Source organism: Streptomyces sp. NPDC035033, from assembly GCF_040636735.1.
Classification (GTDB): domain Bacteria; phylum Actinomycetota; class Actinomycetes; order Streptomycetales; family Streptomycetaceae; genus Streptomyces.
In genome coordinates, this window is record NZ_JBEZUZ010000073.1 from 1 (window position 1) to 26,339 (window position 26,339).

The 26,339-nt window shown below is 74.5% G+C and carries 28 protein-coding genes; 7 read left to right on the forward strand and 21 right to left on the reverse strand.

Going from position 1 to position 26,339, the window contains the following annotated elements; genetic code table 11:
* Positions 1-250 precede the first annotated feature (250 nt).
* Positions 251-985, forward strand: a complete 735-nt coding sequence (locus tag AB0E83_RS25575) for a hypothetical protein (protein WP_362116310.1) — start codon at positions 251-253, stop codon at positions 983-985.
* Here AB0E83_RS25575 and AB0E83_RS25580 read toward each other — a convergent pair.
* Positions 933-2,189, reverse strand: a complete 1,257-nt coding sequence (locus AB0E83_RS25580) for a cytochrome P450 (protein ID WP_362116313.1) — start codon at positions 2,187-2,189, stop codon at positions 933-935. The two genes, AB0E83_RS25575 and AB0E83_RS25580, sit on opposite strands and share 53 nt — an antisense overlap.
* A 125-nt stretch (positions 2,190-2,314) precedes the next feature.
* On the opposite strand from AB0E83_RS25580, the gene AB0E83_RS25585 reads away from it, so the two are divergent.
* Entirely contained in the window at positions 2,315-2,908 is a 594-nt protein-coding gene (locus AB0E83_RS25585) for a hypothetical protein (RefSeq protein WP_362116316.1), read from the forward strand.
* A gap of 91 nt (positions 2,909-2,999) precedes the next feature.
* Positions 3,000-4,553, forward strand: a complete 1,554-nt coding sequence (locus tag AB0E83_RS25590) for a CocE/NonD family hydrolase (RefSeq protein WP_362116319.1) — start codon at positions 3,000-3,002, stop codon at positions 4,551-4,553.
* Between the two features lie 52 nt (positions 4,554-4,605).
* Here AB0E83_RS25590 and AB0E83_RS25595 read toward each other — a convergent pair whose 3' ends face one another.
* The 9 genes from AB0E83_RS25595 to AB0E83_RS25635 form a co-directional block, all read right to left on the reverse strand.
* On the reverse strand, positions 4,606-5,472 hold the full coding sequence (locus AB0E83_RS25595) for an amino acid ABC transporter permease (RefSeq protein ID WP_362116322.1): 867 nt from the start codon (positions 5,470-5,472) through the stop codon (positions 4,606-4,608).
* Positions 5,469-6,113 carry an amino acid ABC transporter permease gene (locus AB0E83_RS25600; RefSeq protein WP_362116325.1) on the reverse strand — a complete coding sequence of 215 codons (645 nt, stop codon included), beginning with the start codon at positions 6,111-6,113 and terminating at the stop codon, positions 5,469-5,471. The genes AB0E83_RS25595 and AB0E83_RS25600 overlap by 4 nt, the downstream gene beginning before the upstream one ends.
* A gap of 17 nt (positions 6,114-6,130) precedes the next feature.
* The gene (locus tag AB0E83_RS25605) at positions 6,131-7,051 is read right to left on the reverse strand and encodes a glutamate ABC transporter substrate-binding protein (RefSeq protein WP_362116328.1); all 921 of its coding nucleotides are present in this window, start codon (positions 7,049-7,051) and stop codon (positions 6,131-6,133) included.
* Positions 7,052-7,065: 14 nt separating this feature from the next.
* Positions 7,066-7,809 (reverse strand): amino acid ABC transporter ATP-binding protein, encoded by a 744-nt coding sequence (locus AB0E83_RS25610; protein WP_362116331.1) that lies wholly within the window; start codon positions 7,807-7,809, stop codon positions 7,066-7,068.
* 165 nt (positions 7,810-7,974) lie between these two features.
* Complete coding sequence (locus AB0E83_RS25615) at positions 7,975-8,412, reverse strand: DUF6278 family protein (protein WP_362116334.1); 438 nt, start codon at positions 8,410-8,412, stop codon at positions 7,975-7,977.
* Positions 8,413-8,495: 83 nt separating this feature from the next.
* The gene (locus AB0E83_RS25620; RefSeq protein WP_362116337.1) at positions 8,496-9,275 is read right to left on the reverse strand and encodes an exodeoxyribonuclease III; all 780 of its coding nucleotides are present in this window, start codon (positions 9,273-9,275) and stop codon (positions 8,496-8,498) included.
* A gap of 45 nt (positions 9,276-9,320) precedes the next feature.
* Positions 9,321-9,953, reverse strand: a complete 633-nt coding sequence (locus AB0E83_RS25625; protein WP_362116340.1) for an MBL fold metallo-hydrolase — start codon at positions 9,951-9,953, stop codon at positions 9,321-9,323.
* Positions 9,954-9,997: 44 nt separating this feature from the next.
* Positions 9,998-11,269, reverse strand: a complete 1,272-nt coding sequence (locus AB0E83_RS25630; RefSeq protein WP_362116343.1) for an alpha/beta fold hydrolase — start codon at positions 11,267-11,269, stop codon at positions 9,998-10,000.
* 87 nt (positions 11,270-11,356) lie between these two features.
* Positions 11,357-12,790 (reverse strand): DEAD/DEAH box helicase, encoded by a 1,434-nt coding sequence (locus tag AB0E83_RS25635; protein ID WP_362116346.1) that lies wholly within the window; start codon positions 12,788-12,790, stop codon positions 11,357-11,359.
* Between the two features lie 143 nt (positions 12,791-12,933).
* Between AB0E83_RS25635 and AB0E83_RS25640 the strand changes: the two genes are divergently transcribed.
* A complete protein-coding gene (locus AB0E83_RS25640) occupies positions 12,934-14,841 on the forward strand; it encodes an SMI1/KNR4 family protein (RefSeq protein ID WP_362116349.1) in 1,908 nt (635 codons plus the stop codon).
* A gap of 9 nt (positions 14,842-14,850) precedes the next feature.
* On the opposite strand, the gene AB0E83_RS25645 is transcribed toward AB0E83_RS25640, so the two are convergent.
* The 5 genes from AB0E83_RS25645 to AB0E83_RS25665 all read right to left on the reverse strand — a co-directional run bounded on the left by AB0E83_RS25645 (position 14,851) and on the right by AB0E83_RS25665 (position 19,549).
* Positions 14,851-15,381: a hypothetical protein gene (locus AB0E83_RS25645; protein WP_362116424.1), complete on the reverse strand. Its 531-nt coding sequence runs from the start codon at positions 15,379-15,381 to the stop codon at positions 14,851-14,853.
* Between the two features lie 68 nt (positions 15,382-15,449).
* Positions 15,450-16,613, reverse strand: a complete 1,164-nt coding sequence (locus tag AB0E83_RS25650; RefSeq protein ID WP_362116352.1) for an ROK family glucokinase — start codon at positions 16,611-16,613, stop codon at positions 15,450-15,452.
* Positions 16,614-16,668: 55 nt separating this feature from the next.
* Entirely contained in the window at positions 16,669-17,463 is a 795-nt protein-coding gene (locus AB0E83_RS25655; RefSeq protein WP_362116355.1) for an ATP-binding cassette domain-containing protein, read from the reverse strand.
* Positions 17,460-18,521 (reverse strand): ABC transporter permease, encoded by a 1,062-nt coding sequence (locus AB0E83_RS25660; RefSeq protein ID WP_362116358.1) that lies wholly within the window; start codon positions 18,519-18,521, stop codon positions 17,460-17,462. Before AB0E83_RS25660 ends, AB0E83_RS25655 begins: the two co-directional genes overlap by 4 nt.
* Positions 18,518-19,549, reverse strand: a complete 1,032-nt coding sequence (locus AB0E83_RS25665) for a sugar ABC transporter substrate-binding protein (protein ID WP_362116361.1) — start codon at positions 19,547-19,549, stop codon at positions 18,518-18,520. The genes AB0E83_RS25660 and AB0E83_RS25665 overlap by 4 nt, the downstream gene beginning before the upstream one ends.
* A gap of 182 nt (positions 19,550-19,731) precedes the next feature.
* On the opposite strand from AB0E83_RS25665, the gene AB0E83_RS25670 reads away from it, so the two are divergent.
* On the forward strand, positions 19,732-20,724 hold the full coding sequence (locus AB0E83_RS25670) for a Gfo/Idh/MocA family oxidoreductase (RefSeq protein ID WP_362116364.1): 993 nt from the start codon (positions 19,732-19,734) through the stop codon (positions 20,722-20,724).
* A 7-nt stretch (positions 20,725-20,731) separates the two neighbouring features.
* Here AB0E83_RS25670 and AB0E83_RS25675 read toward each other — a convergent pair whose 3' ends face one another.
* The 3 genes from AB0E83_RS25675 to AB0E83_RS25685 are packed head-to-tail and all read right to left on the reverse strand — an operon-like array spanning position 20,732 to position 23,056.
* Positions 20,732-21,124 carry a PaaI family thioesterase gene (locus AB0E83_RS25675; RefSeq protein ID WP_362116427.1) on the reverse strand — a complete coding sequence of 131 codons (393 nt, stop codon included), beginning with the start codon at positions 21,122-21,124 and terminating at the stop codon, positions 20,732-20,734.
* A 34-nt stretch (positions 21,125-21,158) separates the two neighbouring features.
* Positions 21,159-21,845 carry a response regulator transcription factor gene (locus AB0E83_RS25680; RefSeq protein ID WP_362116367.1) on the reverse strand — a complete coding sequence of 229 codons (687 nt, stop codon included), beginning with the start codon at positions 21,843-21,845 and terminating at the stop codon, positions 21,159-21,161.
* Positions 21,842-23,056, reverse strand: a complete 1,215-nt coding sequence (locus AB0E83_RS25685; protein ID WP_362116370.1) for a histidine kinase — start codon at positions 23,054-23,056, stop codon at positions 21,842-21,844. Before AB0E83_RS25685 ends, AB0E83_RS25680 begins: the two co-directional genes overlap by 4 nt.
* 144 nt (positions 23,057-23,200) lie before the next feature.
* Here AB0E83_RS25685 and AB0E83_RS25690 point away from each other — a divergent pair, with 144 nt between their 5' ends.
* Positions 23,201-23,422 carry a hypothetical protein gene (locus AB0E83_RS25690; RefSeq protein WP_362116373.1) on the forward strand — a complete coding sequence of 74 codons (222 nt, stop codon included), beginning with the start codon at positions 23,201-23,203 and terminating at the stop codon, positions 23,420-23,422.
* A gap of 3 nt (positions 23,423-23,425) precedes the next feature.
* Here the strand turns inward: AB0E83_RS25690 and AB0E83_RS25695 are convergent, their stop codons facing one another.
* The 3 genes from AB0E83_RS25695 to AB0E83_RS25705 form a co-directional block, all read right to left on the reverse strand.
* Complete coding sequence (locus AB0E83_RS25695; RefSeq protein WP_362116376.1) at positions 23,426-23,644, reverse strand: hypothetical protein; 219 nt, start codon at positions 23,642-23,644, stop codon at positions 23,426-23,428.
* Between the two features lie 9 nt (positions 23,645-23,653).
* Positions 23,654-24,592, reverse strand: coding sequence for a DMT family transporter (locus AB0E83_RS25700; protein ID WP_362116430.1), 939 nt, complete (start codon positions 24,590-24,592; stop codon positions 23,654-23,656).
* 104 nt (positions 24,593-24,696) lie between these two features.
* Positions 24,697-25,308 carry a dihydrofolate reductase family protein gene (locus AB0E83_RS25705; protein ID WP_362116379.1) on the reverse strand — a complete coding sequence of 204 codons (612 nt, stop codon included), beginning with the start codon at positions 25,306-25,308 and terminating at the stop codon, positions 24,697-24,699.
* A 174-nt stretch (positions 25,309-25,482) separates the two neighbouring features.
* Between AB0E83_RS25705 and AB0E83_RS25710 the strand changes: the two genes are divergently transcribed.
* Entirely contained in the window at positions 25,483-26,223 is a 741-nt protein-coding gene (locus AB0E83_RS25710; protein WP_362116382.1) for an SDR family oxidoreductase, read from the forward strand.
* The last annotated feature ends 116 nt before the right edge of the window (positions 26,224-26,339 follow it).

Sequence of the window (26,339 nt, forward strand, 5' to 3'; positions counted from 1 at the left end):
CCTCCCTTCTCCCGTTGTCGGGGGGGCCGGGGGGGGGGGGGGGGTCGGGGGGGGGGGGGGGGGGCCCCCCCCCCCCGCGGGGGGGGGGGGGGCCCCCCCCCCCACCACCCCGTACCGCACGGCGGATCGACGCATCCCTGACCTCCCGTCAATGAGCGTCCACGCAGCGTAACTTCCCTCCGGGCCGGTCGTCAGGACCGCCTCCCCGCCCTCTCGAACGGTCACCCGGCCGCCGCTAGCATGCGCCCCTATGGACGAGGACCTGCGCAACATCGTGCTCGGCGTGCTGGCGACCGGCGTCAGCGCGTTCCTGGGATGGGCCGCCCGGACGTACGCGTGGCGCCGGCGGCTCCGCCGCAAGCAGGTGTTCTTCGGCCTGCCCCGCCACGCGGAGTGCCTGCTCGTGGTCAACCGGGAGGCGGGCGGGGACGGGGCGGTGCACCGGCACGACGTCTTCGCCCTCCTGGAGCTGTCGGCGCTGGTCAAGGACTGCGGGGCGCAGGCGCGGATCGTCCAGCACGACCAGGCGCAGCTCGGCTTCGGCGACCGGACCGAGTTCTGCCTCGGCGGCCCGTACTCGAACAGGCGCACGGCGGCCCACCTCGGGAGTCTGCTGCCGGGCCTGACCATGAACACGGAGCTGGACCCCGTCGAGGAGCGCGGCGCCATCGAGGTCGGCGGGGAGCGCTACCTGATGGAGCCGGGGGCGGTCGAGTACGTGGTGCTGGCCCGGGTGGTGGCGGGCGAGGGGGGCCGGCCGGTCTTCCTCTTCTGCGGGCAGCGGGCGATCACCAACCAGGCCGCGGCCCGCTATCTGGCCCGGCACCACGAGGAGCTGGCCCGCAAGCACCGGGGCGGCTCCTTCGTCCTCCTCCTCAAGGTGGTCAACTCGCAGGCGTACGGCCCCGACGTGGTCGAGCCGGTCGCCGACGTCACCCGCGCGGCGTTGCGGGCCCCGGCAGCAGCCGCACCGGCAGCGACTTGATCCCGTTGATGAAGTTGGAGACGAGCCTGCGGGGCGGGCCGGCGGGTTCGACGCCCCCGCAGGCACCGCGCAACTCCTCATAGAAGACGCGGAGTTGCAGCCGGGCGAAGTGGGCGCCGAGGCAGACGTGGGGGCCGTCGCCGAAGGAGACGTGCGGGTTCGGGCGGCGGCCGAGGTCGAGCCGGTGCGGGTCGGGGAAGACGCGTTCGTCGTGGTTGGCGGAGGCGTGGAAGACGACGACCTTGTCGCCGCGGGCGATCGGCACGCCGGCGAGTTCGGTGTCCCGGGCGGCGGTGCGGCGGAAGGAGATCACCGGCGGGTGGACGCGCAGGAGTTCGTCCACGGCGCCGTCCACGGACACCTCGCCCCGCCACAGCCTGCGCTGCTCGCCGGGGTGCGCGCCGAGCGCGAGCACCCCGCCCGGGGCCGCCGACCGCACGGTGTCGTTCCCGGCGACGGTGAGCAGGAAGAAGAACATCTCCAGCTCGGCTTCGGCGAGTTCGGTGGTGGCGAGCGCGGTCATGAGGTCGTCGGCGGGGTGCCGGCGCTTGTGGGCGGCCAGTTCCCGCGCGTACGCGAACATCTCGGCGAGCATGGCGGGCGACCGGGGGTTGACGGGCTTCCCGTCGGCGTCGAGGACGGGCGGCTCGTCGGGGTCCTGGTAGGCGATGACCCGCTCGGTCCAGGCGTGCAGCAGCCCCCGGTCGCCGGCGGGCACGCCGAGCAGGTCGGTGAGGTTGAGGAGCGCGTAGTCGTCGGTCACGGCCCGGACGAGATCGGCCTCGCCGCCCCCGGCCACCGCCGCCGCCAGCAGTTCCCGGGCCCGTGAGCGCGCCGTCGCCTCGAACCGCGCGATCCGCCCCGGCGTGAAGGCCCGGCCGGCGAGCCGCCGCAGCCCGCCGTGTTCCGGGGGGTCCTGATTGAGCATCATGCGGCGGATGAAGGGCAGGTCGGCGGGGTCGGGGTCGCGGATCTGGGTGGCCCCCAGCCACGAGGAGTACGTCCTCGCGTCCTTGAGCACCCGGACGACGTCGGCGTGCCGCGTCACCGCCCAGAACCCCGGGCCGGCGGGCCAGCCGAGCACCGCCCGCTCCTCCTGCCGGGCGACCGGCGCCCGGTCGCGCAGCTCCCGGAAGGCGTCGTGCGGCGGCCCGGCGGCGTGGATCCGGGGGTCGAAGACGTCGGGAAGGTTCGTCCGCTCCACGGGTCCAGCCTGGAGCAGGAGTGAAGACGTGTCCATCATGACAGGTCAGAGCCGTTTTTCGTAGGACGGAAAGCACAGTTCGCGCGCCTTGTCCGGGGTGTCGGCGAACGCCCAGAATCGCCGCCATGACACATCGGGGTGAGACGGGGAAGGCGGGGGCCGTGAACGGGGACGCCGTACTGCGGGCGCGCGTGGCACTGCTGGGGTCGGGGGGACTGAGCCTCCTTCAGGAAGTGGAGGCGTACCGGGTGTTGGCCCCGGTGAGTCCGGACGCGTACGCGCCGAAGCTGGCGCGGTGGCTGGGGGCGGCGCTCCAGCAGATGGGGGCGACGCCGGAGCGGTGGGAGGAGCTGACCGCGGAGGCGGTCGCGGCGGCGCGGCTGGTGCGGCCGGACCACGCGAGGCGGGAGGAGACCCTGTACCGGGCGCTCGACGGGTACCGGTACGCGCTGGAGACGCGGGGGCGGCGGGCCGAGGCCCTGGCCGTGCGGGAGGAGCTGGCGGCGCTGGGCACCCCGGTCGGGGCACCGGACCCCTTCCCCGGCGGGGACGGGCGGCCCTCGCCCCTCGACGCGGACGGATGGCGCCCGCCCCTCGACGGGGGCGCGGGGCACCCGCCCCTCGGCACAGGCGGGGAGCACCCGCCGATCGCCGGAGCCGGGGAGCGCCCGCCCCTCGTCGGGGCCGGGAAGCGCCCGCCAATCGTTACCCGCACGTAACTTACCGACCGGTTACCACGGGTAGCACCGCGCGGTTACCGTCGGGCCACCTCACTGCCCCCAGCAGTGACCCCCCATCGAGGAGTGGCCCGTGCGTACTTCCCTGGCCCTCGCCGTCTCGGCCGCGCTCGTGGCCGGGACGGCGCTGTCCGTCGCCCCCGCCGCCCAGGCCGCCGAGTCCGGCACGACGATCCGGTTCGTGGACATCGCCGGTGACGGCGGCACCGTCCTCAAGGCCAACGTCGTCACCCCGGCCGGCGCCGGCGGCCCGTCCCGCTTCCCGGTCGTCGTGCTGCCCACCAGCTGGGCCATGCCCCAGGTCGAGTACCTGGCGCAGGCCCAGAAGCTCGCCGACTCCGGTTACGTCGTGGTGAGTTACAACTCGCGCGGCTTCTGGCAGTCCGGCGGCGAGATCGAGACCGCCGGTCCCAAGGACGTCGCCGACGCCTCCCGGGTGATCGACTGGGCGCTCGCGAACACCCCGGCCGACCCGGACAAGGTCGGGATGGCCGGGGTGAGTTACGGCGCCGGGATCTCCCTGCTCGCCGCCGCCCACGACCCCCGGGTGAAGGCCGTCGCCGCGCTCAGCGGCTGGGCCGACCTCATCGACTCCATCTACAGCGGCCGGACCCAGCACCTCCAGGCCGCCGCCCTGCTCGGCGGCGCCGGCTACCTCACCGGACGTCCGGGCCCCGAACTGGAGAAGGTCCTCAAGGACTTCCTCTCGTCGAACCTGGACCAGGAGGACGAGATGATCGCCTGGGGGCGGCAGCGCTCGGCCGCCACCCACCTCGACCGGATCAACGCCAACGGCACCGCGGTCATGCTCGGCAACGCCTGGGGCGACACCATCTTCCCGCCCAACCAGTACGCGAGCTTCTACGAGAAGCTGAAGGGGCCGAAGCGGCTGGAGTTCCGTCCCGGCGACCACGCCACCGCCGAGGCCACCGGCCTCCTCGGCCTGCCCAACGACACCTGGACCAGCGCCCACCGCTGGTTCGACCACCACCTGAAGGGCGTCGACAACGGCGTCGACCGCGAGCCGCCGGTCCGGCTCAAGCCCCGCTCCGACGGCGGCTACGAGGGCTACGCCGACTGGGCGTCGGTCGAAGCCCACCGCGAGCGCATCGGCCTGGGCGACTCCGAGCACGTCTGGACCGGCGCGGACTCCGGCGCCAACGGCGGCGTCGTGCTCCTCACCAACCTGCTCGACCAGCTGACGCAGACCCCGCCGGCCGTCTCCGTCCCCCTCCTCCCCCGCTCCTTCGCCGCCGTCTGGCAGTCCGGGCGGTACGACTCCGGGGCGGCGGTGCGCGGCACGCCGGTCCTGCACACCACGGTCACCCCGACCGCGGAGAGCGGCACCTTCGTCGCGTACCTCTACGACGTGGGCCCGCTCGGGGTCGGCAAGCTGGTCTCGCACGCCCCGTACACCTTCCACGACAAGACGCCGGGCCGGCCGTTCGCCGTGGACCTGGAGCTGTTCTCCACCGCCTACGACGTCCCGGCCGGCCACCGCCTCGCGCTCGTGGTCGACACCGTCGACGCGCTGTACATCGAGCACAACCCGGCCGGCGCGCAGCTGACCTTCTCCTCCCCCGCGGCCGACCCCTCGTACCTGTCGGTGCCGTTGCGGGAGGAGTGATCCCGACTGCTGCCGGGCCGGTTTCCAGGCCCTCGCGGGGCCCGTCCAGGGGTCACTCCCGGCCCGGCAGCGTGACCACCGGCGCGGCGGGAGCGACGTCCACCCCCTTCGTCCGGGGGTCGCGGCGCTCCCGTCGCGCGACCCAGGTCGCGCACCAGGAGAGCAGCATGCACATGCCGATGTAGATCGGCGAGATCACCAGGACGACCGGGATGAAGGGCAGGTCGTAGTCGAGGTTGGAGGCGATCAGCTTCCCCGCGTGGAGGAACTCCTCGTAGGTGATGAGGAAGCCGAGCGAGGTGTCCTTCAGGGCGACCACGAGCTGGCTGATGATGGCGGGGAGCATCGCGCGGACCGCCTGCGGGACCAGGACCCAGGTCATGACCTGGGTCTTGCGCATGCCGAGCGCGTACGCCGCCTCCCCCTGCCCGCGCGGCACGGCGTGGACGCCGGTGCGGAAGACCTCGGCGAGCACCGAGCCGTTGTAGAGGGTGAGTCCGGCGACCAGCGCGGGCAGCGGCTGGACCTTGAGCGCCACGAAGATGAAGAAGATCATCACGAGCACGGGCATGGCGCGGAAGAACTCCACGAACAGGGTGGCGATCCAGCGCACCGGCCGGTGGTCGGAGAGCCGCCCGGTGGCGAGGACCGCGCCGAGCGCCAGGGAGAACACGGCGGCGAGCGCGAAGGCCTTGAGGGTGTTGCCGAGCCCCTTGAGCAGCAGTTCCTGGATGCCCTCGTAGAGGAAGGGCCGCCACTTCACCGCGGTGAACTGTCCGGTGTCGAAGAGGAGGTAGAGGATCCAGGCGGCGAGGCCGAGGATCACGGCGGTGGACGCCAGGCCGTAGAGCAGGTGCCGGCGGCGGGCGTGCGGGCCGGGGAGGTCGTAGAGGGCGCTGGCGTGCGGCGTGCGGCTCATCGGGCCACCCCCCAGCGCTTCTCCAGGACGTTGAAGACCGCGCTGATGGCCAGGGTGATGATCAGGTAGCCGACGGCGATCCAGACGAAGGTCCAGACGATGTTGTAGCCGAGTTCGCTCAAGGTCTTGTAGGTGCCCAGGAGTTCGGTGACGCTGAAGGCGCCGGCGATGGCGGAGTTCTTGGCGAGGGCGATCAGGGTGGAGCCGATCGGCGGGATCACCGAGCGGAAGGCCTGCGGCAGGACGACGGCGCCCAGCGTCTGGGTGAAGCTCATGCCGAGGCTGCGGGCGGCCTCGCCCTGCCCGACGGGCACGGTGTTGATGCCGGAGCGCAGCGCCTCGCAGATGAACGCCGAGGTGTAGCAGCCCAGCGCGAGGACCGCGAACAGCTGGAAGGGCAGCACGAGTCCGAAGCGGGGCAGGCCCAGCATCACCGCGAAGAAGAGCAGGGTGAGCGGGGTGTTGCGCAGGACCGTGACCCAGACCGTGCCGAAGACCCGGAAGGAGCCGACGGGCGCGACCCGGAAGGCCGCCATCACGAAGCCCAGGGCGAGGGCGAGCGCCGAGGCGTAGACGGTGAGTTCGAGGGTGCCGAGGAAACCCTCGCCGTAGAGCGAGAAGTTCTCTGTCAGTACGTCCATGTCAGCGGTGGGGGTCCTCAGTCGGACGGGTAGCGGTCGATGGGCGGCGGCTTCGGGGCGGGGACGCCGGAGAGGCCGAGGGTCGCGTCGTACGCCTTCTTCCAGTCGCCGTTCTTCTCGTGCGCGGCGATGGCGTCGTCGAGGGCGAGGCGGAGCGCGGTGTCGCCGCGCGGCACGCCGATCCCGTACGGCTCCTTCGAGAACGGCTTCCCGGCGAGTTCGAGTTCGTCGGGGACCTTGGCGGCGTAGCCCATGAGGATGGTGTCGTCGGTGGTGACGGCGTCGACCTGGTAGGTGAGGAGGTTGTCGACGCAGATGGAGTAGGTGTCGTAGGCGACGAGTTCGGCCTTCGGGTACTCCTTCTGGATCCGCTGGTAGGGGGTGGAGCCGGCGGCGGAGCAGACGCGCTTGCCGTCGAGGTCCCGCGGGCCGTGGATGTCGTCCTCGTCGGTGCGGATCAGGAGCGACTGGCCGGCCTGGTAGTAGGGGCCGGCGAAGCCGACGAGCTTCTTCCGGTTGTCGTTGATGGTGTAGGTGCCGACGTAGTAGTCGATCTGCCCGTTCTGCAGGGCGGTCTCGCGGTTGGCGGAGGCGATGGTGCGGAACTCGACGCCGGTCGCCGGGTCGAAGCCGAGGGAGGCGGCCATCATCTTGGCGATCTCGATGTCGAAGCCGGAGTAGCGGCCGGTGGCGGGGTCCTTCTCGCCGAGGTACGGCTGGTCCTCCTTGGCCCCGACGATCAGCCGGCCGCGCTTCTTCGCCCGGTTCCAGGTGGCGGAGTCCGGCAGGCTGAAGCCGGACTCCACCCGGTAGACGGGGAGTTGGTCGGGCTGCGGGCCCTTGACGGGCGGGCTGCCGGGCCGGCCGCAGCCGGCCAGCGGGCCCGCGAGGGCGAGCAGCAGGGCGAGCGCGCCCAGGCGTCGGTGCGTGCGCTGCATGGTTCCCACCCCGGTCAGTGCGAGAGGATCTTGGAGAGGAAGTCCTTGGCGCGCTCGGTGCGCGGGGCGGTGAAGAACTCCTCGGGGGTGCGGTCCTCCAGGATCCGGCCGTCGGCCATGAAGACGACGCGGTGGGCGGCGGAGCGGGCGAAGCCCATCTCGTGGGTGACGACGACCATGGTCATGCCGTCCTCGGCGAGCTGCCGCATGACCTCCAGGACCTCGTTGATCATCTCGGGGTCGAGGGCGGAGGTCGGTTCGTCGAAGAGGAGCGCCTTGGGGTCCATGGCGAGGGCGCGGGCGATGGCGACGCGCTGCTGCTGGCCGCCGGAGAGCTGGGCGGGGTACTTGTCGGCGTGGGCGGCGAGGCCGACCCGGTCGAGGAGTTCGCGGGAGCGCCGGTCCGCCTCCTCCCTCCTCCGTCCGCGGACCTTGATCTGCGCCAGGGAGACGTTGGCGAGGACGGTCTTGTGGGCGAAGAGGTTGAAGGACTGGAAGACCATGCCGACCTCGGCGCGGAGCCGGGCGAGTTCCCTGCCCTCCTCGGGGAGGGGCCGGCCGTCGATGCGGATCTCGCCGGACTCGATGGTCTCCAGCCGGTTCACGGCCCGGCAGAGGGTGGACTTCCCGGAGCCGGAGGGGCCGATGACGACCACGACCTCGCCGCGGCCGACGGTGAGGTCGATGCCCTGGAGGACGTGCAGCGTGCCGTAGTGCTTGTTCACGCCACGCAGTTCGATCAGCGGATCGACGGTCATGCGCTGCCCTGCCCCCTTCGCCGGCGCGTGCCGGTGCGGTGTGTCGAGACAGCGCAAACTATCCGTCGAAAAAAGGGACTTCACGCCCGACACGCATAAAGGGGACAAGCCGGTATTAGCCGTATTTACGGCAGGCGGAGGGCGGGAGGCGCGACGGCCGGCGGGTCACTGCTCGGCGGCCTCCGCGTACACCTGGGACAGCTCGGGCGCCCCGGTCATCGCCCACTCGACGCCGTACTCGACGACCGGGACCTCGCGGCCGGACTCCAGGACGACGACCGGACCGCCGTTCGGCCAGACCTGCCAGTGGGCGCCCGGCACGTTCCGCACGATGACGGTGCCGAGGTAGAGCCCCGCGTCGTTCCCGAACCAGGGCAGCTCCTCGGCGTCGTCGCGCCAGCGCGGCGGCAGCTGGTCCAGCTCCTGGAGCGAGCGCGGGGTGTCGTCGAGCGCGACGCCCGCCGCCTCGACCCGGTCACGGAGCAGCTCGCACTCGGCGAGCAGCTCCGCCACGCCGTCGGGGTCGCGGTCGAAGGCCGCGGACAGCGGCCCCTGTTCCGGCTCGCGCCGCTTGCGCCAGTGGTCGAGAAACGGGATGTTCATCGGAACAGCGTCGCACCGTCACCCTCCGGTCCACCACCCGGCACGCTGAGATCGTTATGGACCGCCCGCGCAGGTCACCGCGGTCAGAGGTCGAGGTCGACGACGACCGGGGCGTGGTCCGACGCGCCCTTGCCCTTGCGCTCCTCGCGGTCCACGTAACTGTCCTTCACGGCCTCCGCGAAGGGCTTGTTGCCGTACACCAGGTCGATGCGCATGCCCTTGTTCTTGGGGAAGGCGAGCTGACGGTAGTCCCAGTACGTGTACGGGTGGTCGTACTTGAGGGGCCGCGGGACGACGTCGGCGAGGCCGGCCTCGCGCAGGCCGGCGAGGGCCGCCCGCTCGGGCTCGGTGACGTGGGTGGCGCCCTCGAAGAGGGAGACGTCCCAGACGTCGGCGTCGGTCGGGGCGATGTTGTAGTCGCCGAGCACGGCGAACGGGCGCCCGCCGGCCGCGTCCTCGCCGACGGCCGCCTTCAGCGCCTCCAGCCAGCGGAGCTTGTACGCGTAGTGCTCGTGGGCGACCTCCCGGCCGTTCGGCACGTAGACCGACCAGAGGCGGACCGGGCCGCAGGTCGCGGAGACCGCGCGGGGCTCCTGCACGCCGTCGTACTCGGGGCCGCCGGGCAGACCGCTGACGACGTCCTCCAGGCCGACGCGGGAGAGCAGCGCCACGCCGTTCCACCTGCCGGTGGCGTTGACCGCCGACTCGTACCCCAGCTCGCGCAGCGCCTCGGCGGGGAACTGCGCGGCGGAGCACTTGGTCTCCTGGACGCACAGCACGTCGGTGCCGCTGCTCTCCAGCCAGGCCAGCAGCCGGGGCAGCCGGGCGGTGATCGAATTGACGTTCCAGGTGGCGATGCGCATGGCGCCCAGCCTACTGGCGGGCACCGACAGCCGCCCGGACCGCGCTCACAGCTCGGCGGAGGCGCCGGACGCGAGCCGCCGGTGGTCGGTGCCGCCGAGCCCGCCGATCTGCCGGTCGTAGATCGGCCGGGCCAGGTCGGTCAGGAGGGCGTCGTGGATGTCGTACGCCCGGCGCGGCCTCACCTCGCGGACGTAGTCGATCACCTCGGAGATCTTGTTCCACGGGGCCATGACCGGCAGCAGCAGGGTGTCCACCGGGCGGCCGGGGACGGTGAGGGCGTCGCCGGGGTGGAAGACGGCGCCGTCGACGAGGAAGCCGACGTTGGTGACGCGCGGGATGTCCGGGTGGATCACGGCGTGCAGCTCGCCGTGGACCTCGACGTCGAAGCCGGCGGCGGTGAAGGCGTCGCCGTCCCCGACCGTGTGCACCCGGCCCGGGAAGGCGGCGGCGAGCCGGCCGGCGACGCTGCGCAGGGTCCAGATCTCCGCGGCCGGGTTGGCGTCGAGGGCGGCGCGGAGCCGGCCCTCGTCGAAGTGGTCCGGGTGCTCGTGGGTGACGAGGAGGGCGTCGGCGCCGAGCACCGCGTCCTCCTCGGTGAACGCCCCCGGGTCGAGGACGAGCGTCCGCCCGTCCTTCTCCAGCCGGACGCAGGCGTGGGACTTCTTCGTCAGCTTCACGGCCTCACCCTACGCCGGGCGTGCGGGCCCGGCGCGGGTGCCGGCTACGCCGGGGGCGTGGTCTCCTCGGCGATGACGCGGCCGACCGTGCCGAGGGCGGTCTCGGCGGCCGGCAGGCCGCAGTAGACGGCGGTGTGCAGCACGATCTCGCGGATCTCGGCGGGCGACAGGCCGTTGCGCAGGGCGGCACGGGTGTGGTCGGCGAGCGCCTCCCGGTGCCCGCCGGCGACGAGGGCCGTCAGGGTGACGACGCTGCGGGTGCGCCGGTCGAGGCCGTCGCGGGCCCAGACCTCGCCCCAGGCGTAGCGGGTGACCAGCTCCTGGAAGTCGGCCGCGTCCTCGTCGGCGAGCGCCCGGTCGACGTGGGCGTCGCCGAGGATCTCGCGCCGGAGCCCGATCCCCTTCTCGTACGGGTCGGGGCGGCCGGCCGGCGCCTCCTCGCCCTCCTCGGGCGCGGCCGGGGCGGCCGGGGCCGCCTCGGCGGGGACCGGGGCCGACGCGGGGACGGGCGGGACGGCGAGGAGGCCGCCGGTGTCGTGGCCGATCGCCGAGAAGTGCTCCAGGAGCAGGTCGGTGACGGCGGCGGGCTGCTCGACGGGGGCGAGGTGGGAGGCGCCCGGGACGACGGCCAGCTTGGCGTCGGCGATGCCGGCGACGAGGGTGCGGGCCTCGGCGGGGCCGGTGACCCGGTCCTCGGAACCGACCAGGACGAGGGCGGGCACGCCGATGGAGCCGAGGGCGGCCCGGACGTCGAAGACCGCGAGGGCCTCGCAGGCGGCGACATAACAGGCGGCGTCGGTGGTCCGCACCATCTGGACGGCCCAGTCGACGATGGCGGGCTGGTTGGCGGCGAAGTGCGGGGTGAACCACTGCTCGGGCGCGGTGCGGGCCATCGGCTCCAGGCCGTTGGTGCGGACCACGACCCCGCGCTGGCGGAACTCGTCGGCGGTGCCGAAGCGCGGCGCGGTGGCGACCAGGGCCAGCGAGGCGACCCGGTGCGGGGCGCGCAGGGCCAGGTCGAGGCCGACGGCGCCGCCGAGGGAGCAGCCGGCGTAGCCGAAGCGCTGGACGCCGAGGGCGTCCAGGGTGGCGAGGAGGCGGTCGCCGAGCTCGGCGACCGAGGTGAAGGGCTGGGCGGGCGCCCCGCCGTGCCCGGGCAGGTCGAAGCGGACCACCCGCCGGTCCCGGGTCAGCTCCGGGATCTGGCGGTCCCACATGTGGAAGGTGGTGCCCAACGAGGGGCCCAGGACCAGGACGGGCGCGTCGTCGGGCCCGTCGACTCGGTATTGGAGGGTGTTCGTCGGTGTCTCACTCACTCGCCCGAGCCTCTCATCTCTCCGGATCCCGCGTGGCGCCGGGTCGGAATTCGCCTTCCCGGGCGCCGGCGCCGGGGCCCGGCGGCCTCAGCGGCCCCGGCGGACGCGGGCGGCCCGGCGGGCCTCGGCCAGCCTCCGCTCCTCGGCGGACCGGCGGGACTCGTTCCTGGCGCGGCCGGGCTTGCCGGGGACGGTCCCGATGCCGCGGAACTGCGCGCCGCCGCGCCGGGGGCGCTCGGCGCTGGGCGCGCTGCCGTCGACGGGGACGCCGGAGGGGGCCTTGGCGCCGGTGAGGCGGCGGAGCTCCGCCCCGCCGGAGCGGACCTGGGTGACCCGGGGCCGCAGCCCGGCGTCCGCCATGAGCCGCAGGACGTCCTTCCGCTGGTCGGGCAGGACCAGGGTGACCACGGTGCCGGACTCCCCGGCGCGGGCGGTGCGGCCGCCGCGGTGGAGGTAGTCCTTGTGGTCGGCCGGCGGATCGACGTTCACGACGAGGTCGATCTCGTCGACGTGGATGCCGCGCGCGGCGACATTCGTGGCCACCAGGACGGTGACGTCACCGGTGCGGAACCGCTCCAGGACGCGGGTGCGGACCGGCTGGGGCTTGTCGCCGTGGAGGGCGGCGGCCCGGACGCCGCTGCCGAGCAGGTGGGCGGTGAACCGGTCGACGGACGCCTTGGTGGCCAGGAACATGATCACGCGCCCGTCGCGGGCGGCGATCTCCGTGGCGGTGGCGAACTTGTCGGCGCCGTGCACCTGGAGGACGTGGTGGTCCATGGTGGCGACGGCGGCGGCCGCGGGGTCGACCGAGTGGACGGCCGGGTCGTGGAGGTGGCGCTCGACCAGGAGGTCCACGTTCCGGTCGAGGGTGGCGGAGAACAGCATCCGCTGGCCGCCCTCGCGGACGAGGTCGAGCAGGGCGCTGACCTGGTCCAGGAACCCCATGTCGCACATCTGGTCGGCCTCGTCGAGGACGGTGGTCTCCACCCGGTCGAGCCGGACGTCCTTGCGCTCGACGAGGTCCGTGAGGCGGCCGGGGGTGGCGATCACGACCTCGGCCCCCTCGCGCAGCGCGGCGGCCTGCCGGTTGAGCGGCAGACCGCCGACGGCGGTGGCGATCCGCAGCCCCAGCCCCCGCGCGTACGGGGCGAGGGCGTCGGCGACCTGCTGGGCGAGCTCGCGGGTGGGCACCAGGACGAGCGCCCGCGGCCTGCGGGCCTCGGCGCGGCGGCCGGCGGTGCGCGTCAGGAGCGGCAGCCCGAAGGCGAGCGTCTTGCCGGACCCGGTCCGCCCCCGCCCCAGGACGTCCCGGCCGGCGAGGGCGTCCGGCAGGGTGGCCGCCTGGATCGGGAAGGGCGTGGTGACGCCCTGCGCGGTGAGCAGCTCCCGTACCTCCCGGGGCAGGCCGAACCCGTCGAAGGAGGCGACGGCGGGCGGCGCGGGGGCGGGGCCGGCCGGCCGCGCGGCGTCGTCCGCGGGGGCGGGGCGGGGGCTGCGGTCCGGGCGGGCTGAACTGTTCATGGCTCCCATTGTGGGTTCTTCGCGGCCCGGCGCGTGCCCCCGGCCCGGTCCGGGGCGCGCGGACCGGCCTCCCGCACCGGCGGCCCGCGCCGGGGGCCCGCGCGGGGACCGGGCTGTCGGTGCCGGGTGACAGCATCGGGGCCATGACGGAGATCACAGCGGTCGACTGGCGGTCCTTCCTGCTCCGGTGGAGCGGGGAGTGGGCGGACTCCCTGGGGGACGGCGGGACGCGGAGCGAGGCCGACGAGGCCGCCCGGCGGGCCCGGTGGCTGGGCTTCCCGGGCGCGTCCGAGGAGCGGATCGCCGCTCTGGAGGAGCGGCTGGGGCGCCGGCTGCCGCCGTCGTACCGGGAGTTCCTGGAGGTCACCGACGGGTGGCGGCACGCGGGCGGGTTCGTCTGGCGGCTCGCCGGGACCGGGGAGGCCCACTGGCACGAGGACGCGGCGGGGCTCGCCGAGATGTTCGAGGAGTTCCTGGACGAGGACGCCGGCCCGGAGGAGCGGCGCGCGGCCGGCGTCTGGCGGCGCGGGCTCCGGCTGGACGTGGAGTCGGACGGCGTCTTCGTCGTGCTGGACCCCGAGGACGTGGACGAGGACGGCGAGTGGGCCGTCTACTCCTGGGCGGGCTGGCGGGCGGCGCCGCCCGAGCGGCACGCGGGCTTCCGCGCGTTCATGGAGGAGACGTACCGGGAGTTCCACTCCTTGCGCGCCCGCCCGCGCGAGGGCGAGCCGGAGTTCGTCAACGACACGACGCGGGCCCTGGACGCCCGGGTGGCCGAGGCCCGGCGGGAGGCGCTGCGCGGCGGCTGGGAGCGGGCCCTCGCGGAGCTCGACGAGGCGAAGGGGTACGGCAGGCCCCGGGCCGCCGGCCTCGGCGACCAGCTGCGGCGGCTGCTCGGGCGGACGTACATGGTGTATTTCGAGGACCTGGTGATCGACCCCCGGTACGCGCCCGACCTGCTGCCGCCCCTGGTCGCCGCGTACGCCGGGGGCTCGCACGGGGACGACTCCGCGCTGGGGTTCCACCTGAGGGGCGCCGGCGAGGACGTGGTGGCCCTGGCGTACGCGACGCTGGAGCAGGTGCGGGCCCGCGCGTACCGGTACGCGCCGGGCGGACCGTTCGGGGAGGCGGTGGCGCGGGCGCGGGAGCTGGCCCGCTGGGGGGACACCGACGGGGCGTGGCGGGCGCTGGGGGACGCCCTGCCCGTCTGGGAGCCGCTGGGTCCCGACCACCTGGCGCCGCTGGGGTGGGTGGCCGACCCGCTGCTCGGTCCGCTGCTGACGCCGGAGCGGGGCCGCGAGCTGCTGGCCGCTCCGAGGGGCGGGGCGGCGGGAGGGGCGCCGGCGCCGGCGGCCGGGCTCGACCCCGGCGGGCTGGCCTGGCTCGCGGAGCCCGGTCCGGGCGGCCGGCGCTCGCCGTACCGGTTCGTCCTGGTGGAGGGGGTGGCACCGGAGGAGCTGCCCGGCCGCCTCGCGGACGAGGCGGTGGTGCACCTGCCCATGACCCCCGACGAGGCGCGCCGGACCCGCGTGCGGCATCCCGGCGAGTTCTCCTCGTACGGCGACGGTCCCCTCCTGGCGTTCGGCCGGGCCGGCGCCGGCTGGAGCTTCGCCTACGACACCGATGCCCGCCGCCTCGATCCGGACCGGTTCCTCTCCCCCGCCGCGGACGCCAGTGCGGGCACCCGCGCGGTGGTGGTGTGCGGCGGTCCGGGGACGGAGCACGGCGAGCCGTTCTTCCACCTCTCGGTGGCCCGGGACGGGGCCGAGGAGTACGCGTTCACGTACCGGGCGGGCGAGGTGCGGCGGAGCGGGGAGATCCCGCCGGCGCTGGACCCGGACCGCTTCTCCGTCGGCCCGGCGGACCCCGCCGGCGCGGAGCGGGGGCTGCTGGAGGCGGTGGCCGACGGGTTCGGCGTCGGCCTGCCGCGCCACGCGCTGCTGCACGGGCGGCTGCACGCGTTCACCGCCCGCTCCTGGAGCCGTCCGCCCCGGCAGGGGGAGACGGTCCTGACGGGCCGGTGGGTGCCGTTCGACGGCGACCCGGCGTGACGGGCGCGGTCAGGGGCTGGTGGTGGAGACCGCGAAGACGCGCGGGAAGGCCGGGTCCGTGAGGTCGACGGTGATGTCGGTGGACGGGCGGGGGTCCTCGCGGTCGACGGTCGTGCCCGACCAGGACGGGCCCTCGGGGAAGGTCCAGCCGACGATGTCCGCGTCCCGGCCGGAGACGGTGATCCGGCCGGGGGTGAGCGCGGACCGGCCGGTGCCCGACTCGGCGAGGAAGGTGTCGAGGCCGGTCGCCGTGGTGGTGAACTGGACGTAGAGCCGACTGGTCTTCCAGTTGCTCGTCTCGTAGTAGGCGACGCCGGAGGAGCCCGCCGGCACGGGGACCTCGAAGACCCGGCGCTTCATCAGCGAGGGCCAGTTGTCCTGGAGGCCGACGACGGAGGACTCGCGCTCCTTGTCGATGCCGCTCGCCCGGCTCTGTCCGGCGGAGATCACCAGGTAGCCGGCGGGGATGCCGACGAGCAGGACGATGATGACCGCCGTCAGCCAGCGGCGGAGGATCCTGCGGCGCGGGTCCTCCGGCATCCGCTGCCCGGGCAGGCGCGGCTCCGGCAGGCGCTCCTCGGGCGGGCTCGCGGGCGGGGGGTGGACGCTCATGCCCCGGGGTCCTCCGTGGTGCGGGAGGCGCGCCCGTGCGCCCCGGCGCGGAAGGCCTGCGCGTACCGCTCGTACCGCTCGAACCGCTCCACCCGGCGCCGGTTGGCGCGGCGGAAGCGGCGGGCGACGAGCCGGGCGAGGTCGGCGGCGCCGACCATGCCTGCCTCGGGGCCGAGCTGGGCGCGGGTGATGCGGGCCTCGGGGCGGTAGCCGCGGCCGGTGAGGTGGCGGCGGAACGCGTCCCGGGCGGGGCCGATGAGCAGGTCGTCGGCGGCCGAGACGCCGCCGCCGATGACGAAGCAGGAGGGGTCGAGGGCGGCGGCGAGGTTGGCGATGCCGACGCCGAGCCACTGGCCGATGTCCTGGAGGAGCTCGACGCACATGGCGTCGCCCTCGCGGGCCAGCTCGGTGATGAGCGGGCCGGTGATCTCGGGGACGTTCCCCTTCACCCGGTCGATGATGTTGTACGCCACCGGAGAGTCGGCGGCGGCCAGCTCGCGGGCCTCGCGGACCAGGGCGTTGCCGGAGCTGTACTGCTCCCAGCAGCCGCGGTTGCCGCACGGGCAGCGGTGGCCGCCGGGCACGACCTGCATGTGGCCGAACTCGCCGGCGACGCCGTACTTGCCCCGCTTGACCCGGCCGTCCTCCAGGATGGCGCCGCCGATCCCGGTACCGAGGGTGATCATGACGAGGTGGTCCTCGCCGCGGCCGGCGCCGAAGCGCCACTCGGCCCAGGCGGCGGTGTTGGCGTCGTTGTCCACCATGACGGGAACGGCGAGGCGGTCCTGGAGGGCGTCCCTGAGGGGTTCGTTGCGCCAGGCGAGGTGGGGGGCGAAGAGGACGCGGGCCCGGTCGGCGTCGACCCAGCCGGCCGCGCCGATGCCGACGGCGTGCACGTCGTGCCGGTCGGAGAGGTCCAGGACCAGTTCGACGATGGTGTCCTCGACGACCTTGGGGCTCTTGGACTTGTCGGGGGTCTCGGTGCGGATCTTCTCCAGGATGGTGCCGTCGGCGTCGACGACGCCCGCCATCACCTTGGTCCCGCCGATGTCGATGCCGACCGTCGGCACCCGGGGCGCCGAGAGGTGGGAGCGCCGCTCGCGGGTGCCGACGGTCCGCAGGACACCGCCCCGGGCGGCGGGGTCACGGTAGGTGTTCATCGGGTCGATTCTGCCAGGAGGGGTGTCGGGTCCGCGTGATGATGCGGAGGGCGGGTCACGGGGCGGCGGGGCGCTCCAGCTCGTGGCGGAGGTCGTCCAGCTCGCTGCCGCCCGCCATCTGGCGGGTCAACTCGTCGAGCGTCACCGACCCCTTGGTGTGGCTCGCGGCCATCACGCCGCGCTTGAGCAGGACGAAGCGGTCGCCGACGAGGTAGGCGTGGTGCGGGTTGTGGGTGATGAGGACCACGCCGAGGCCCTGGTCGCGGGCGGCGGCGACGTACTTGAGGACGACGCCGGACTGCTTGACGCCGAGGGCGGCGGTCGGCTCGTCGAGGACGAGGACCTTGGCGCCGAAGTGGACCGCGCGGGCGATGGCCACGCACTGGCGTTCGCCGCCGGAGAGGGTGCCGATGGGCTGGTCGACGTCGCGCAGGTCGATGCCCATGCGGAGCAGCGCCTCGCGGGTGGTGGTCCGCATCCGTTCGACGTCGAGCCGCCGGAAGGGGCCCCGGCCCTTCGTGGGCTCGGAGCCGAGGAAGAAGTTCCGCCAGACCGGCATCAGGGGGACGACGGCGAGGTCCTGGTAGACGGTGGCGATGCCCCGGTCGAGGGCGTCGCGCGGGTTGGCGAGGGCGACCTCCTCGCCCTCGACGCGGAAGGTGCCGGCGTCGTGCCGGTGGAGGCCGGCGACGATCTTGATGAGGGTGGACTTGCCGGCGCCGTTGTCGCCGAGGACGCAGGTGATCTCGCCGGCCCGGACCTCCAGGGAGACCCCTTCGAGGGCGCGGATGTTGCCGTAGTACTTGGAGACGTCGTCCAGTTCCACCAGCGGGGTCGTCGGTGCCGTCACTTGGTCGCCTCCACGCGCTTGCGGATCCAGGCGTTCAGGAGGGTCGCGAGCAGCAGCATCGCGCCCAGGAAGAACTTGAACCAGTCGGGGTTCCACTCGGCGTAGACGATGCCCTTGCTGGTCATGCCGAAGATGAGGGCGCCGACGGCGGAGCCGATGGCCGAGCCGTAGCCGCCGGTGATCAGGCAGCCGCCGATGACGGCCGCGATGATGTAGATCAGCTCGTTGCCGACGCCTTCGCCGGACTGCACGACGTCGAAGGAGAAGAGCAGGTGCTGGCCGGAGATCCAGGCGCAGAGGGCGACGCCCGTGTAGAGGCCGATCCGGGTGCGGTGGACGGGGACGCCGACCGCGCGGGCCGCGTCGGCGCCGCCGCCGACGGCGAAGATCCAGTTGCCGAAGCGGGTGCGGAGCAGGATCCAGGTGGCGAGGGCGACCAGGCCGAACCACCACAGGACGGTGACCTTCAGCTCGACGCCCCCGACGGTCAGCGTGGAGGCGAAGACGGCGTGGGCGGAGGGGAAGCCCTCCATGTCGGCGATCGACTTGGTGGAGACGGTGCCGGTGATCAGCTTGGTGAGGCCCAGGTTCAGGCCGGTCAGCATGAGGAAGGTGCCGAGCGTGATGATGAAGCTGGGCAGTTTCGTCCGGGTCAGCATGAAGCCGTTGAAGGCGCCGACGGCCAGCGTGACGAGGAGCGAGACGCCGACGCCGACCCAGACGTTCGCGGTCATCTGGTAGCTGAACATCGAGGAGACCAGCGCGGAGCTGGTGACCAGGACGCCGGCGGAGAGGTCGAACTCGCCGCCGATCATCAGCAGCGCGACGGGGACGGCCATGATGCCGAGGGTGGAGGCCGCGTAGAGGACGGTGCCGAGGCTGGAGGGGCGCAGGAAGCTGTCGGCGACCACCGCGAAGAAGACGAAGACGGCGATCGCGCCGACGACCGAGCCCAGCTCGGGGCGGGCGAGGAGCTTCTTCAGCGGGGTGGTGCGCAGCAGCCGTTCGTCGACGTGGTCGAGGCCGTCGCCTCCCGCGGGGGGTGCGGTGGCGCTCATCGGGTCCCCCGCTCCGCGTACCGCTTCAGGGCCTCGGCCTGGTCCTCGGTGATGATCTGCGGTCCGGTGAGGACGGGCTTGCCGCCGCCGAGGACGTCGGCGTTGTAGCGGTGGAGCCAGAGCAGGTCGACGGCCTCGTAGCCCTGGAGGTAGGGCTGCTGGTCGACGGCGAAGCCGAGGGTGCCGTCGGCGAGGCCGGCGGCGACCTTGGCGTTGAGGTCGAAGGTGTCGATCTCCGCCTCGCTGCCGGCGCTCTTCGCGGCCTGGGCGGCGGCGTCGGCGAAGGGGGCGCCGAGGGTGACGACGGCGTCGACGTCCTTGTCGGACTGGAGCTTGGCCTCGATGGACGCCTTCACGTCGGGCATGTTGGTGCCGTCGACGTAGAGGTTGACCAGCTCGCCGCCGAAGGTCTCCTTCGTGCCGGCGCAGCGCTGCTCGTGGCCGACGTTGCCCTGCTCGTGCAGGACGCAGAGGGCCTTCTTCCGCCCGCGCTTCGTCAGCTCCTCGCCGACGGCCTGGCCGGCGACGGTCTCGTCCTGGCCGATGTGGGTGAGGGCGCCGAACGCCTTGGACTGCTCGGCGCCGGAGTTCACGGTGATCACCGGGATGCCGGCCTCGACGGCCTTGCGCACGGACGCCTTCATCGCGTCGGGCTTGGCGAGGGTGACGATCAGCCCGTCGACGCCCTTGGCGACGTACGAGTCGATCAGCTGCGCCTGCTGCTGTGCCTCGTCGCTGTGGGCGTAGAGGAAGTTGATGTTGTCCTTGGCGGCGGCCTGCTCGGCGCCGTTCTGGACGATGTCCCAGAAGGTGTCGCCGTCGCCGGAGTGGGTCACCATCGCGAAGGTCCAGCGGGGGGTGTCCACGGCCGCCCGGCCCTGGGCGGCGGCCGCCTTGCGGGCGTCCTCCGCGCGCTTGCCGCCGGTGCTGCTGCACCCGGCGAGCGTCCCTGTGAGCGCGAGGGCGAGCACGGCGCCGACGGCGGCGCGTACCCCTCCTGCCCGAAGCCCTGTCCGAAGCCTGGTCACGAGGCCGTGCCCTCCTTTGTGTCCTTCTGCGTGCATTGCAGTATCGGTCATGCGGCTCTCGGCGCTCGTCACGGGGGTTGTGCCGGACCGGTCGGCACCCCCCGCGCCTCCTCTCGCGGTGTACCCGTCCGGCGGTCCGGGCGCACCTTGACACCGTCCCGCGGGCGCCCCACGGTGGGGCCATGCGCATCGGACTCATCGGTACGGGCCGGATCGGGAGTTTCCACGCGGGGGTGCTCGCCCGGCATCCGGGGGTCGGCTCGCTGGTGGTGGCCGACGCCGATCCGGCGCGGGCGGACGCGGTGGCGGCGGCGCTGGGCGCCGAGGCCGCGCCGGACGTGACGGCGCTGCTCGGCCGGGACCTGGACGCGGTGGTGATCGCCTCGGCGACGGCCGCGCACGCGGAGCTGATCGGCCGGGCCGCGCGGGCGGGCCTGCCGGCCTTCTGCGAGAAGCCGATCGCCCTGGACGTGCCGGGCACGCTGGCCGCCCTGGCGGCGGTGGCGGAGGCGGGCACCGAGCTCCAGCTGGGCTTCATGCGCCGCTTCGACGCCGGCTACCGGGCCGCCCGGGAGGCCGTCCGCGAGGGGCGGCTGGGGAGGCTGCACACGGTGCGGACGGTGACCTCGGACCCGGAGCCGCCGCCCGCCGCGTACCTGCCGCTGTCCGGCGGCCTCTTCCGGGACTGCATGGTCCACGACGTCGACGCGGTGCGCTGGGTGACCGGCCGCGAGGTCGTGGAGGTGTACGCGCGCGGCGCGGACGCGGGGCCCGCGATGTTCCGCGAGGCCGGGGACGTGGACACGGCGGCGGCCCTGCTCACCCTGGACGACGGCACGCTGGTGACGGCGACGGCGACCCGCTGCAACGGCGCCGGCTACGACGTGCGGATGGAGCTGGCCGGGGACCGCGACCAGCTCGTGGTGGGCCTGGACGACCGCGCCCCCCTGACCTCGCTGGAGCCGTCCTCCCCCGCCCCGCCGGCCAAGCCCTGGCCGGGCTTCCTGGAGCGCTTCGCCCCCGCGTACGAGGCGGAGCTGGACGGCTTCGTCCGGCTGGTGCGCGGCGAGGCCCCGAACCCGTGCGACGGCGGCGAGGCGCTGGCCGCGCTGCGGGTCGCGGAGGCGTGCGAGCGGTCCCGGCGGGAGGGGCGGCCGGTGCGGGTGGCGGGCTGACCCGGGGTCAGCCGACCGCGCGGACGGTGCCCTGGGCGAGGGCGCAGAGGGTCTCGCCTCCCTCCTCGTCGACGGTGAGGAGTTCGCAGCGGACGACGGCCTGGCGGCGGCCGGCGTGCAGGACCTCGGCGCGGGCGCGGAGGGTGACGCCGGTGGCGGGGCGGACGTAGTCGATGGAGTAGCCGGCGGTGAGGACGGCCGGGCCGAGGACGGTGCCGGCGGCGAAGGTGATCGCGTTGTCGGCGGCGTACGAGAGGACTCCGCCGTGCACGAAGCCGTTCTGCTGGCGCAGGTCCTCGCGGATCGGCAGTTCCAGGGTGGCGCCGCCGTCGCCGAAGGCGCGGACGTCGGCGCCGACGAGGCGGCTGAAGGGCTGGGCCCGCAGGATGTCGCGGGCCATGGCGAGGGTCGCGGTGTCGGTCACCCGCGCCACCCTACTCGCCGGTACCCCCCTGGGGGTCCTGGTCGAGGAGACCGGCGTCGTGGACGAGGAGGGCGATCTGGACCCGGTTGTCGAGGCCGAGCCGGGCGAGCAGCCGGGAGACGTACGTCTTCACCGTCGGCACGCTCATGTACAGCGCGGCGGCGATCTCCGCGTTGGAGGCGCCGCGGCCGACGGCGACGGCCACCTCCCGCTCGCGGTCGGCGAGCCCGGCGAGGCGTTCGGCGGCGGCGGCCCGGCGGGGGCGGGCCTCGGGCCGGCCGGCGACGTGGCGCATCAGCTGGCGGGTGACGGCCGGGGAGAGGACGGGTTCGCCGGCGGCGACCCGGTGGACGGCGGCGACGATCTCGGCGGGCGGGGTGTCCTTGAGGACGAAGCCGGCGGCGCCGGCGCGCAGGGCGCGCAGCACCTGTTCGTCGGCGTGGAAGGTGGTGAGGACGATGACCTCGGGGGCGCCGGGGCGGGCGCGCAGCCGTTCGGTGGCGGTGAGCCCGTCGACGTGCGGCATGCGGATGTCCATGAGGACGACGTCGGGGGCGAGCCGGGCGACGAGGTCGGGGACCTCGGCGCCGTCGGCGCCCTCGCCGACGATCTCCAGGGTCCCGTCGCCGCCGAGCATCAGGGCGAGGCCCGCGCGGACCAGGGGGTCGTCGTCGACGACGAGGAGCCGGATGGTCATGGGGGCCACGGTAGCCAGGCGGTGAGGGCGAAGCCGCCGCCGGGGGCCGGTCCGTGGTCGAGGCGCCCGCCGGCGAGGGCGGCCCGCTCGGAGAGTCCGATGAGGCCCTGGCCGGAGCCGGGGACGTGCGGCACCGGCCCGTCGGGGGCCGGGTTGCGGACCTCGACGGTGAGGCCGTCGCCGGGCCGGCCGCGCAGGGTGACGGTGACCTCGGCGCCGGGGGCGTGCTTGCGGGCGTTGGTCAGGCCCTCCTGCGCGATGCGGTAGACGGTGCGGCCGGTGGCGGCGGGGACGGTGCCGGGGTCGTCGACGGTGGAGTCGAGGACGACCGTCATGCCGGCGGCGCGGGACTCGTCGACGAGCGCGCCGAGGGTGGCGAGGGTGGGCTGGGGCCGGTCGCCGCCGCCCTGCTCGTCCCCGGGGGCGCGCAGCACGCCGATGATCTCGCGCAGGTCCTGGAGGGCGTCGTGGGCGCTGTCGCGGATGACGCCGGCGGCGCGGGCGATCTGTTCGGGCGGGGCGTCGGGGCGGAACTCCAGGGCGCCGGCGTGGACGCTGAGGAGGGTGAGCCGGTGGGCGAGGACGTCGTGCATCTCGCGGGCGATGGCCTCGCGGGCGAGCCGCTGGGCCTGCGCGGCGCGCAGCCCGGCCTCCGCCTCGGCCCGCTCGGCGCGCTCGCGCAGTGCTTCGACGAGCTGGCGGCGGGCCCGGACGAGCATGCCCCAGGCGGTGACGAGGAGGCAGAGGGCGACGCCGAGGACGATCCCGAGGACGGCGCCGGTCTCGGGGTCGGGGCGGACGAAGACGGTGGCGACGGACCCGGCGAGGGCGAGGGCGAGGACCCAGGCGATGTCCCGGAAGGGGCGGCGGACGGCGACGCTGAAGAGGCCCGCGAGCATGGCGCCCGCGGCGGCCGGGACGAGCGCGCCGGCGACCGCGAGGACGGCGGCGAGCCCGACGGGCCACCGGCGGCGCAGCCAGAGCGCGCAGCAGGCGAGGGCGCCGCCGATCTGGTCGATCAGGTTGACGGGGTCGCTGTGGTAGCGGGTGCTGGTGTCGAGGGCGACGAGTCCGAAGAGGGCGGCGAGCAGGAAGACGAGGGCGTCGACGACCCAGTCGCGGACGGTGCGGCGCGGCCGGGCGGCTCCGGTCCCGCCCGGTGCGACCAGGTGGGAGGGGAGCAGCCAGCGCTGCCGGTCCGTACGGGTCATGTTCGCAATGTACGCAGCCGGGGGCCGCCGCACCGGTCCGCGGCGTCCGTCCGCGACCGAAGTCGCGGAGGTCGGTACTTCGGTCGCGCGGCGGTGGACCGGCGGCCGACGCGGCGGGCCGGGCGGCGTGCGCATGATCGCCGCATGAGGAGATTTCTTGAGGTGTCCGGCTTCCTGCTCACGGTCTTCGGCGTCTGCGGCGTGGTCCGCGAGTTGACGGACGGCTGGTTCTCGTTCATGGGCGCGACGCGCTTCCTGACCGAGCACGTGGGGTTCCTCGAAGGCCGGGAGGTCTTCGCGAACATCGTCCTCGCCGTCCTCGGCCTGGTCCTGATGATCGTCTCGGACCGGGTGGAGAAGCGCTGAGGCTCAGGCTCCGGCCGTGCCGTCGAGGTGCTCGGCCGGCCGGCGCCGGGCGCCGCCGCTCGCGCAGAGCGCGGAGCCGAGGGCCGCGCACGGCACGGAGCCGCCGAGCAGGGCCGGCAGGAGGCCGGCCGCGGCGAGGAGGCCGAGGCCCCAGCCCTGGGTGCGGCGGGCGCGGGCGAGCGGCGGGGACTCGCCGCGGGCGGCGGCGGGGTTGCTTGGCATGGACAGAACCTATCGGGCGTCCGGGTCCGCGCCGCGGCGGCCCCAGGCGGTGCCGGCGAGGACCAGGACGGCGCCGGCGAGGCCGAGGGCGCCGGGGCGGTCGCCGGCCAGGGCGATGCCGGCGAGGGCGGCCCACAGCGGCTCGGTGCCGAGCAGCAGGCTGACCCGGGAGGCGGAGGTGCGGCGGACCGCCCACATCTGCACGAAGAAGGCGAAGAGCGTGCAGAAGACGGAGAGGAAGACCAGTCCGGCCCACTCGCGGGGTCCGAAGTCCAGCGCGGTCGCCCACGGCGTGGCGCCGCCGCCCGCGGCGGCGAGCACGGCGAAGACGAGGACGGCGGTGCCGAGCTGGACGGTGGTGAGGGAGAGCGAGTCGGCCGACCGGACGGCCTCGATCCGGGCCATGGCGAGGACGTGCGCGGTCCGGGCCAGCGCCGCCAGGAGGATCAGCAGGTCGCCGAGGGAGGGGGCGGTGAAGCCGGCGCCCTGGGTGAGCAGGACGACGCCGGCGACGGAGAGCGCGGCGGCGCCGAGGAAGCCCCGGGAGGGCCGCTTCCCGGTGACGGCGGCCTCGGCGAGCGGGGTGAAGATCATGGTGAGGCTGATGATCAGGCCCGCGTTGGTGGCGGAGGTGTGGACGACGCCGTACGTCTCCAGGAGGAAGATCCCGGCGAGGATCGAGCCGAGCAGGGCGGCCCCCCGCCACTGGGCGCCGGTCAGCGCCCGCAGCCCCTTCCATCCGGCGGCGACCAGCACCGGCACCACGAGCGCGAAGCGCAGCACGAGGACGGCGACGACGGTGTGGCTCGTGGTGATGCCCTTGGCCGCGAGGTAGCTGCCGCCCCAGAAGACGGCGACGAGCAGCAGCGGCAGGTCGGTGAGCCAGGCGCGGCGCCGGGCGGCGAAGGGGGCGGGGGCGGCGTACGGCGAGGCGGACGGGGCGGCCATGGCGGGGCGGGTCTCCCACTCTGCTGACGGGGTGGAGACGTCGGCGGCTCGCACTCGGAGCGATCACCGTACCGGGCGGTTCCGGTGGTGGCTACACCTTTCCCTCAGGCGTAACTGCCGTACGTGGGGCGGCCGGCGCGCTCGTACGTGTGGAGGGCGACGCCCGCGCCGGTGACGGTGGTCTCCGTGAGCCGGAAGGCGGTCGGCCGGGCGCCCTCGGCGAAGAGGCGGAAGCCGGTGCCGAGGACGACCGGGAAGACGTGCAGGTACAGGGTGTCGATGAGGTCGTGGGCGAAGAGGGTGCGGGCGAGGCCGCCGCTGCCGTGCATCTGGATCTCGCCGTCGAGGCTCTCCTTGAGCCGCGTCACCTCCTGGACGATGTCCCCGCGCAGCAGGGTCGTGCCGGCCCAGTCGGCGGAGCCGAGGGTGGTGGTGGCGACGTACTTGGGGAGGGAGTTGAGCTTGCTCGCGACGGGGTCGGCGGGGTCGGTCTGCTTCGGCCAGTAGCCCGCGAAGATGTCGTAGGTGCGGCGGCCGAGGAGGAAGGCGGCGGGCCGGGCGAAGATGGCGTCGATGCGGCGGCCGAAGTCCTCGTCGCCGAAGGGCACGGACCAGCCGCCGTGCTCGAAGCCGCCGCTGCGGTCCTCGTCGGGGCCGCCGGGCGCCTGGTAGACGCCGTCGAGGGTGAGGAACTGGGTGAGGCTCAGGGTGGCCATGGGGCTGCCTTTCGTCCGTGGTGCCGTCGTGCTTCACCGGTGTCGACCGCCCCCGGCGCCGGAACTCATCGGTCCGTGCCGAACTCGGTGTCCGATGACCGCCAGCGGCGGTTCCCCGCTCCGGGTTTCCTTGAATCCGCAATCAGTTGTGCGATCCGAAGGAGTCGGGAAGCGATGTCCACGATGAACGGGACGGCGGTACTGGTGACGGGCGGCAGCCGGGGCATCGGCGCGGCCACGGCGGTCCGGCTGGCGCGCGAGGGCGCCGACGTGGCCTTCACCTACGTGCGTGACGAGACGGCGGCCAAGGAGGTGGCGGCCCGCATCGAGGCGGCCGGCCGGCGGGCCCTGCCGCTGCGCGCCGACGCGGCCGACGCGGGGGACGCGGCGGGGGCGGTGCACCGGGCGGCGGACGACCTGGGGCGGCTCGACGTCCTCGTCAACAACGTGGGCGTCGGCGTCCTCGGTCCGCTGGCCTCGCTGGGCCTCGCCGATGTGGACCGGGTGCTCGCGGTGAACGTCCGGGCGGCCTTCCTCGCCTCCCAGGCGGCGGCGGAGCGGCTGCCGGACGGGGGCAGGATCGTCACGATCGGCACCTGCATGACCCAGCGGGTGCCGGGCCCCGGCGGCACGCTCTACACGCTGAGCAAGTCCGCCCTGGTGGGCCTGACGAAGGCGCTGGCACGGGAGCTGGGCGGGCGGCGGATCACCGCGAACATCGTCCACCCGGGCCCGGTCGACACGGACCTCAACCCGGCGGACGGGCCGTACGCGGAGGGGCAGGCGGCCATGACGGCGCTGGGCCGCTTCGCCACCCCGGACGAGGTGGCGGCGGCGGTCGCCTATCTGGCGGGCCCGGAGGGCCGGTACGTGACGGGCGCCGAACTGTCGGTGGACGGCGGGCACGCGGCCTAGGCCGGAAGCGGCCGCCCGGCGGGGGCGCCGGGCGGGGGCGCGAGGGCGCACCGGTGCTGTCGGGCCGGTGCGCCCTCGCGGGGCCGGGCGGGGTGTCGTACCCGCCCAGTCAGGGG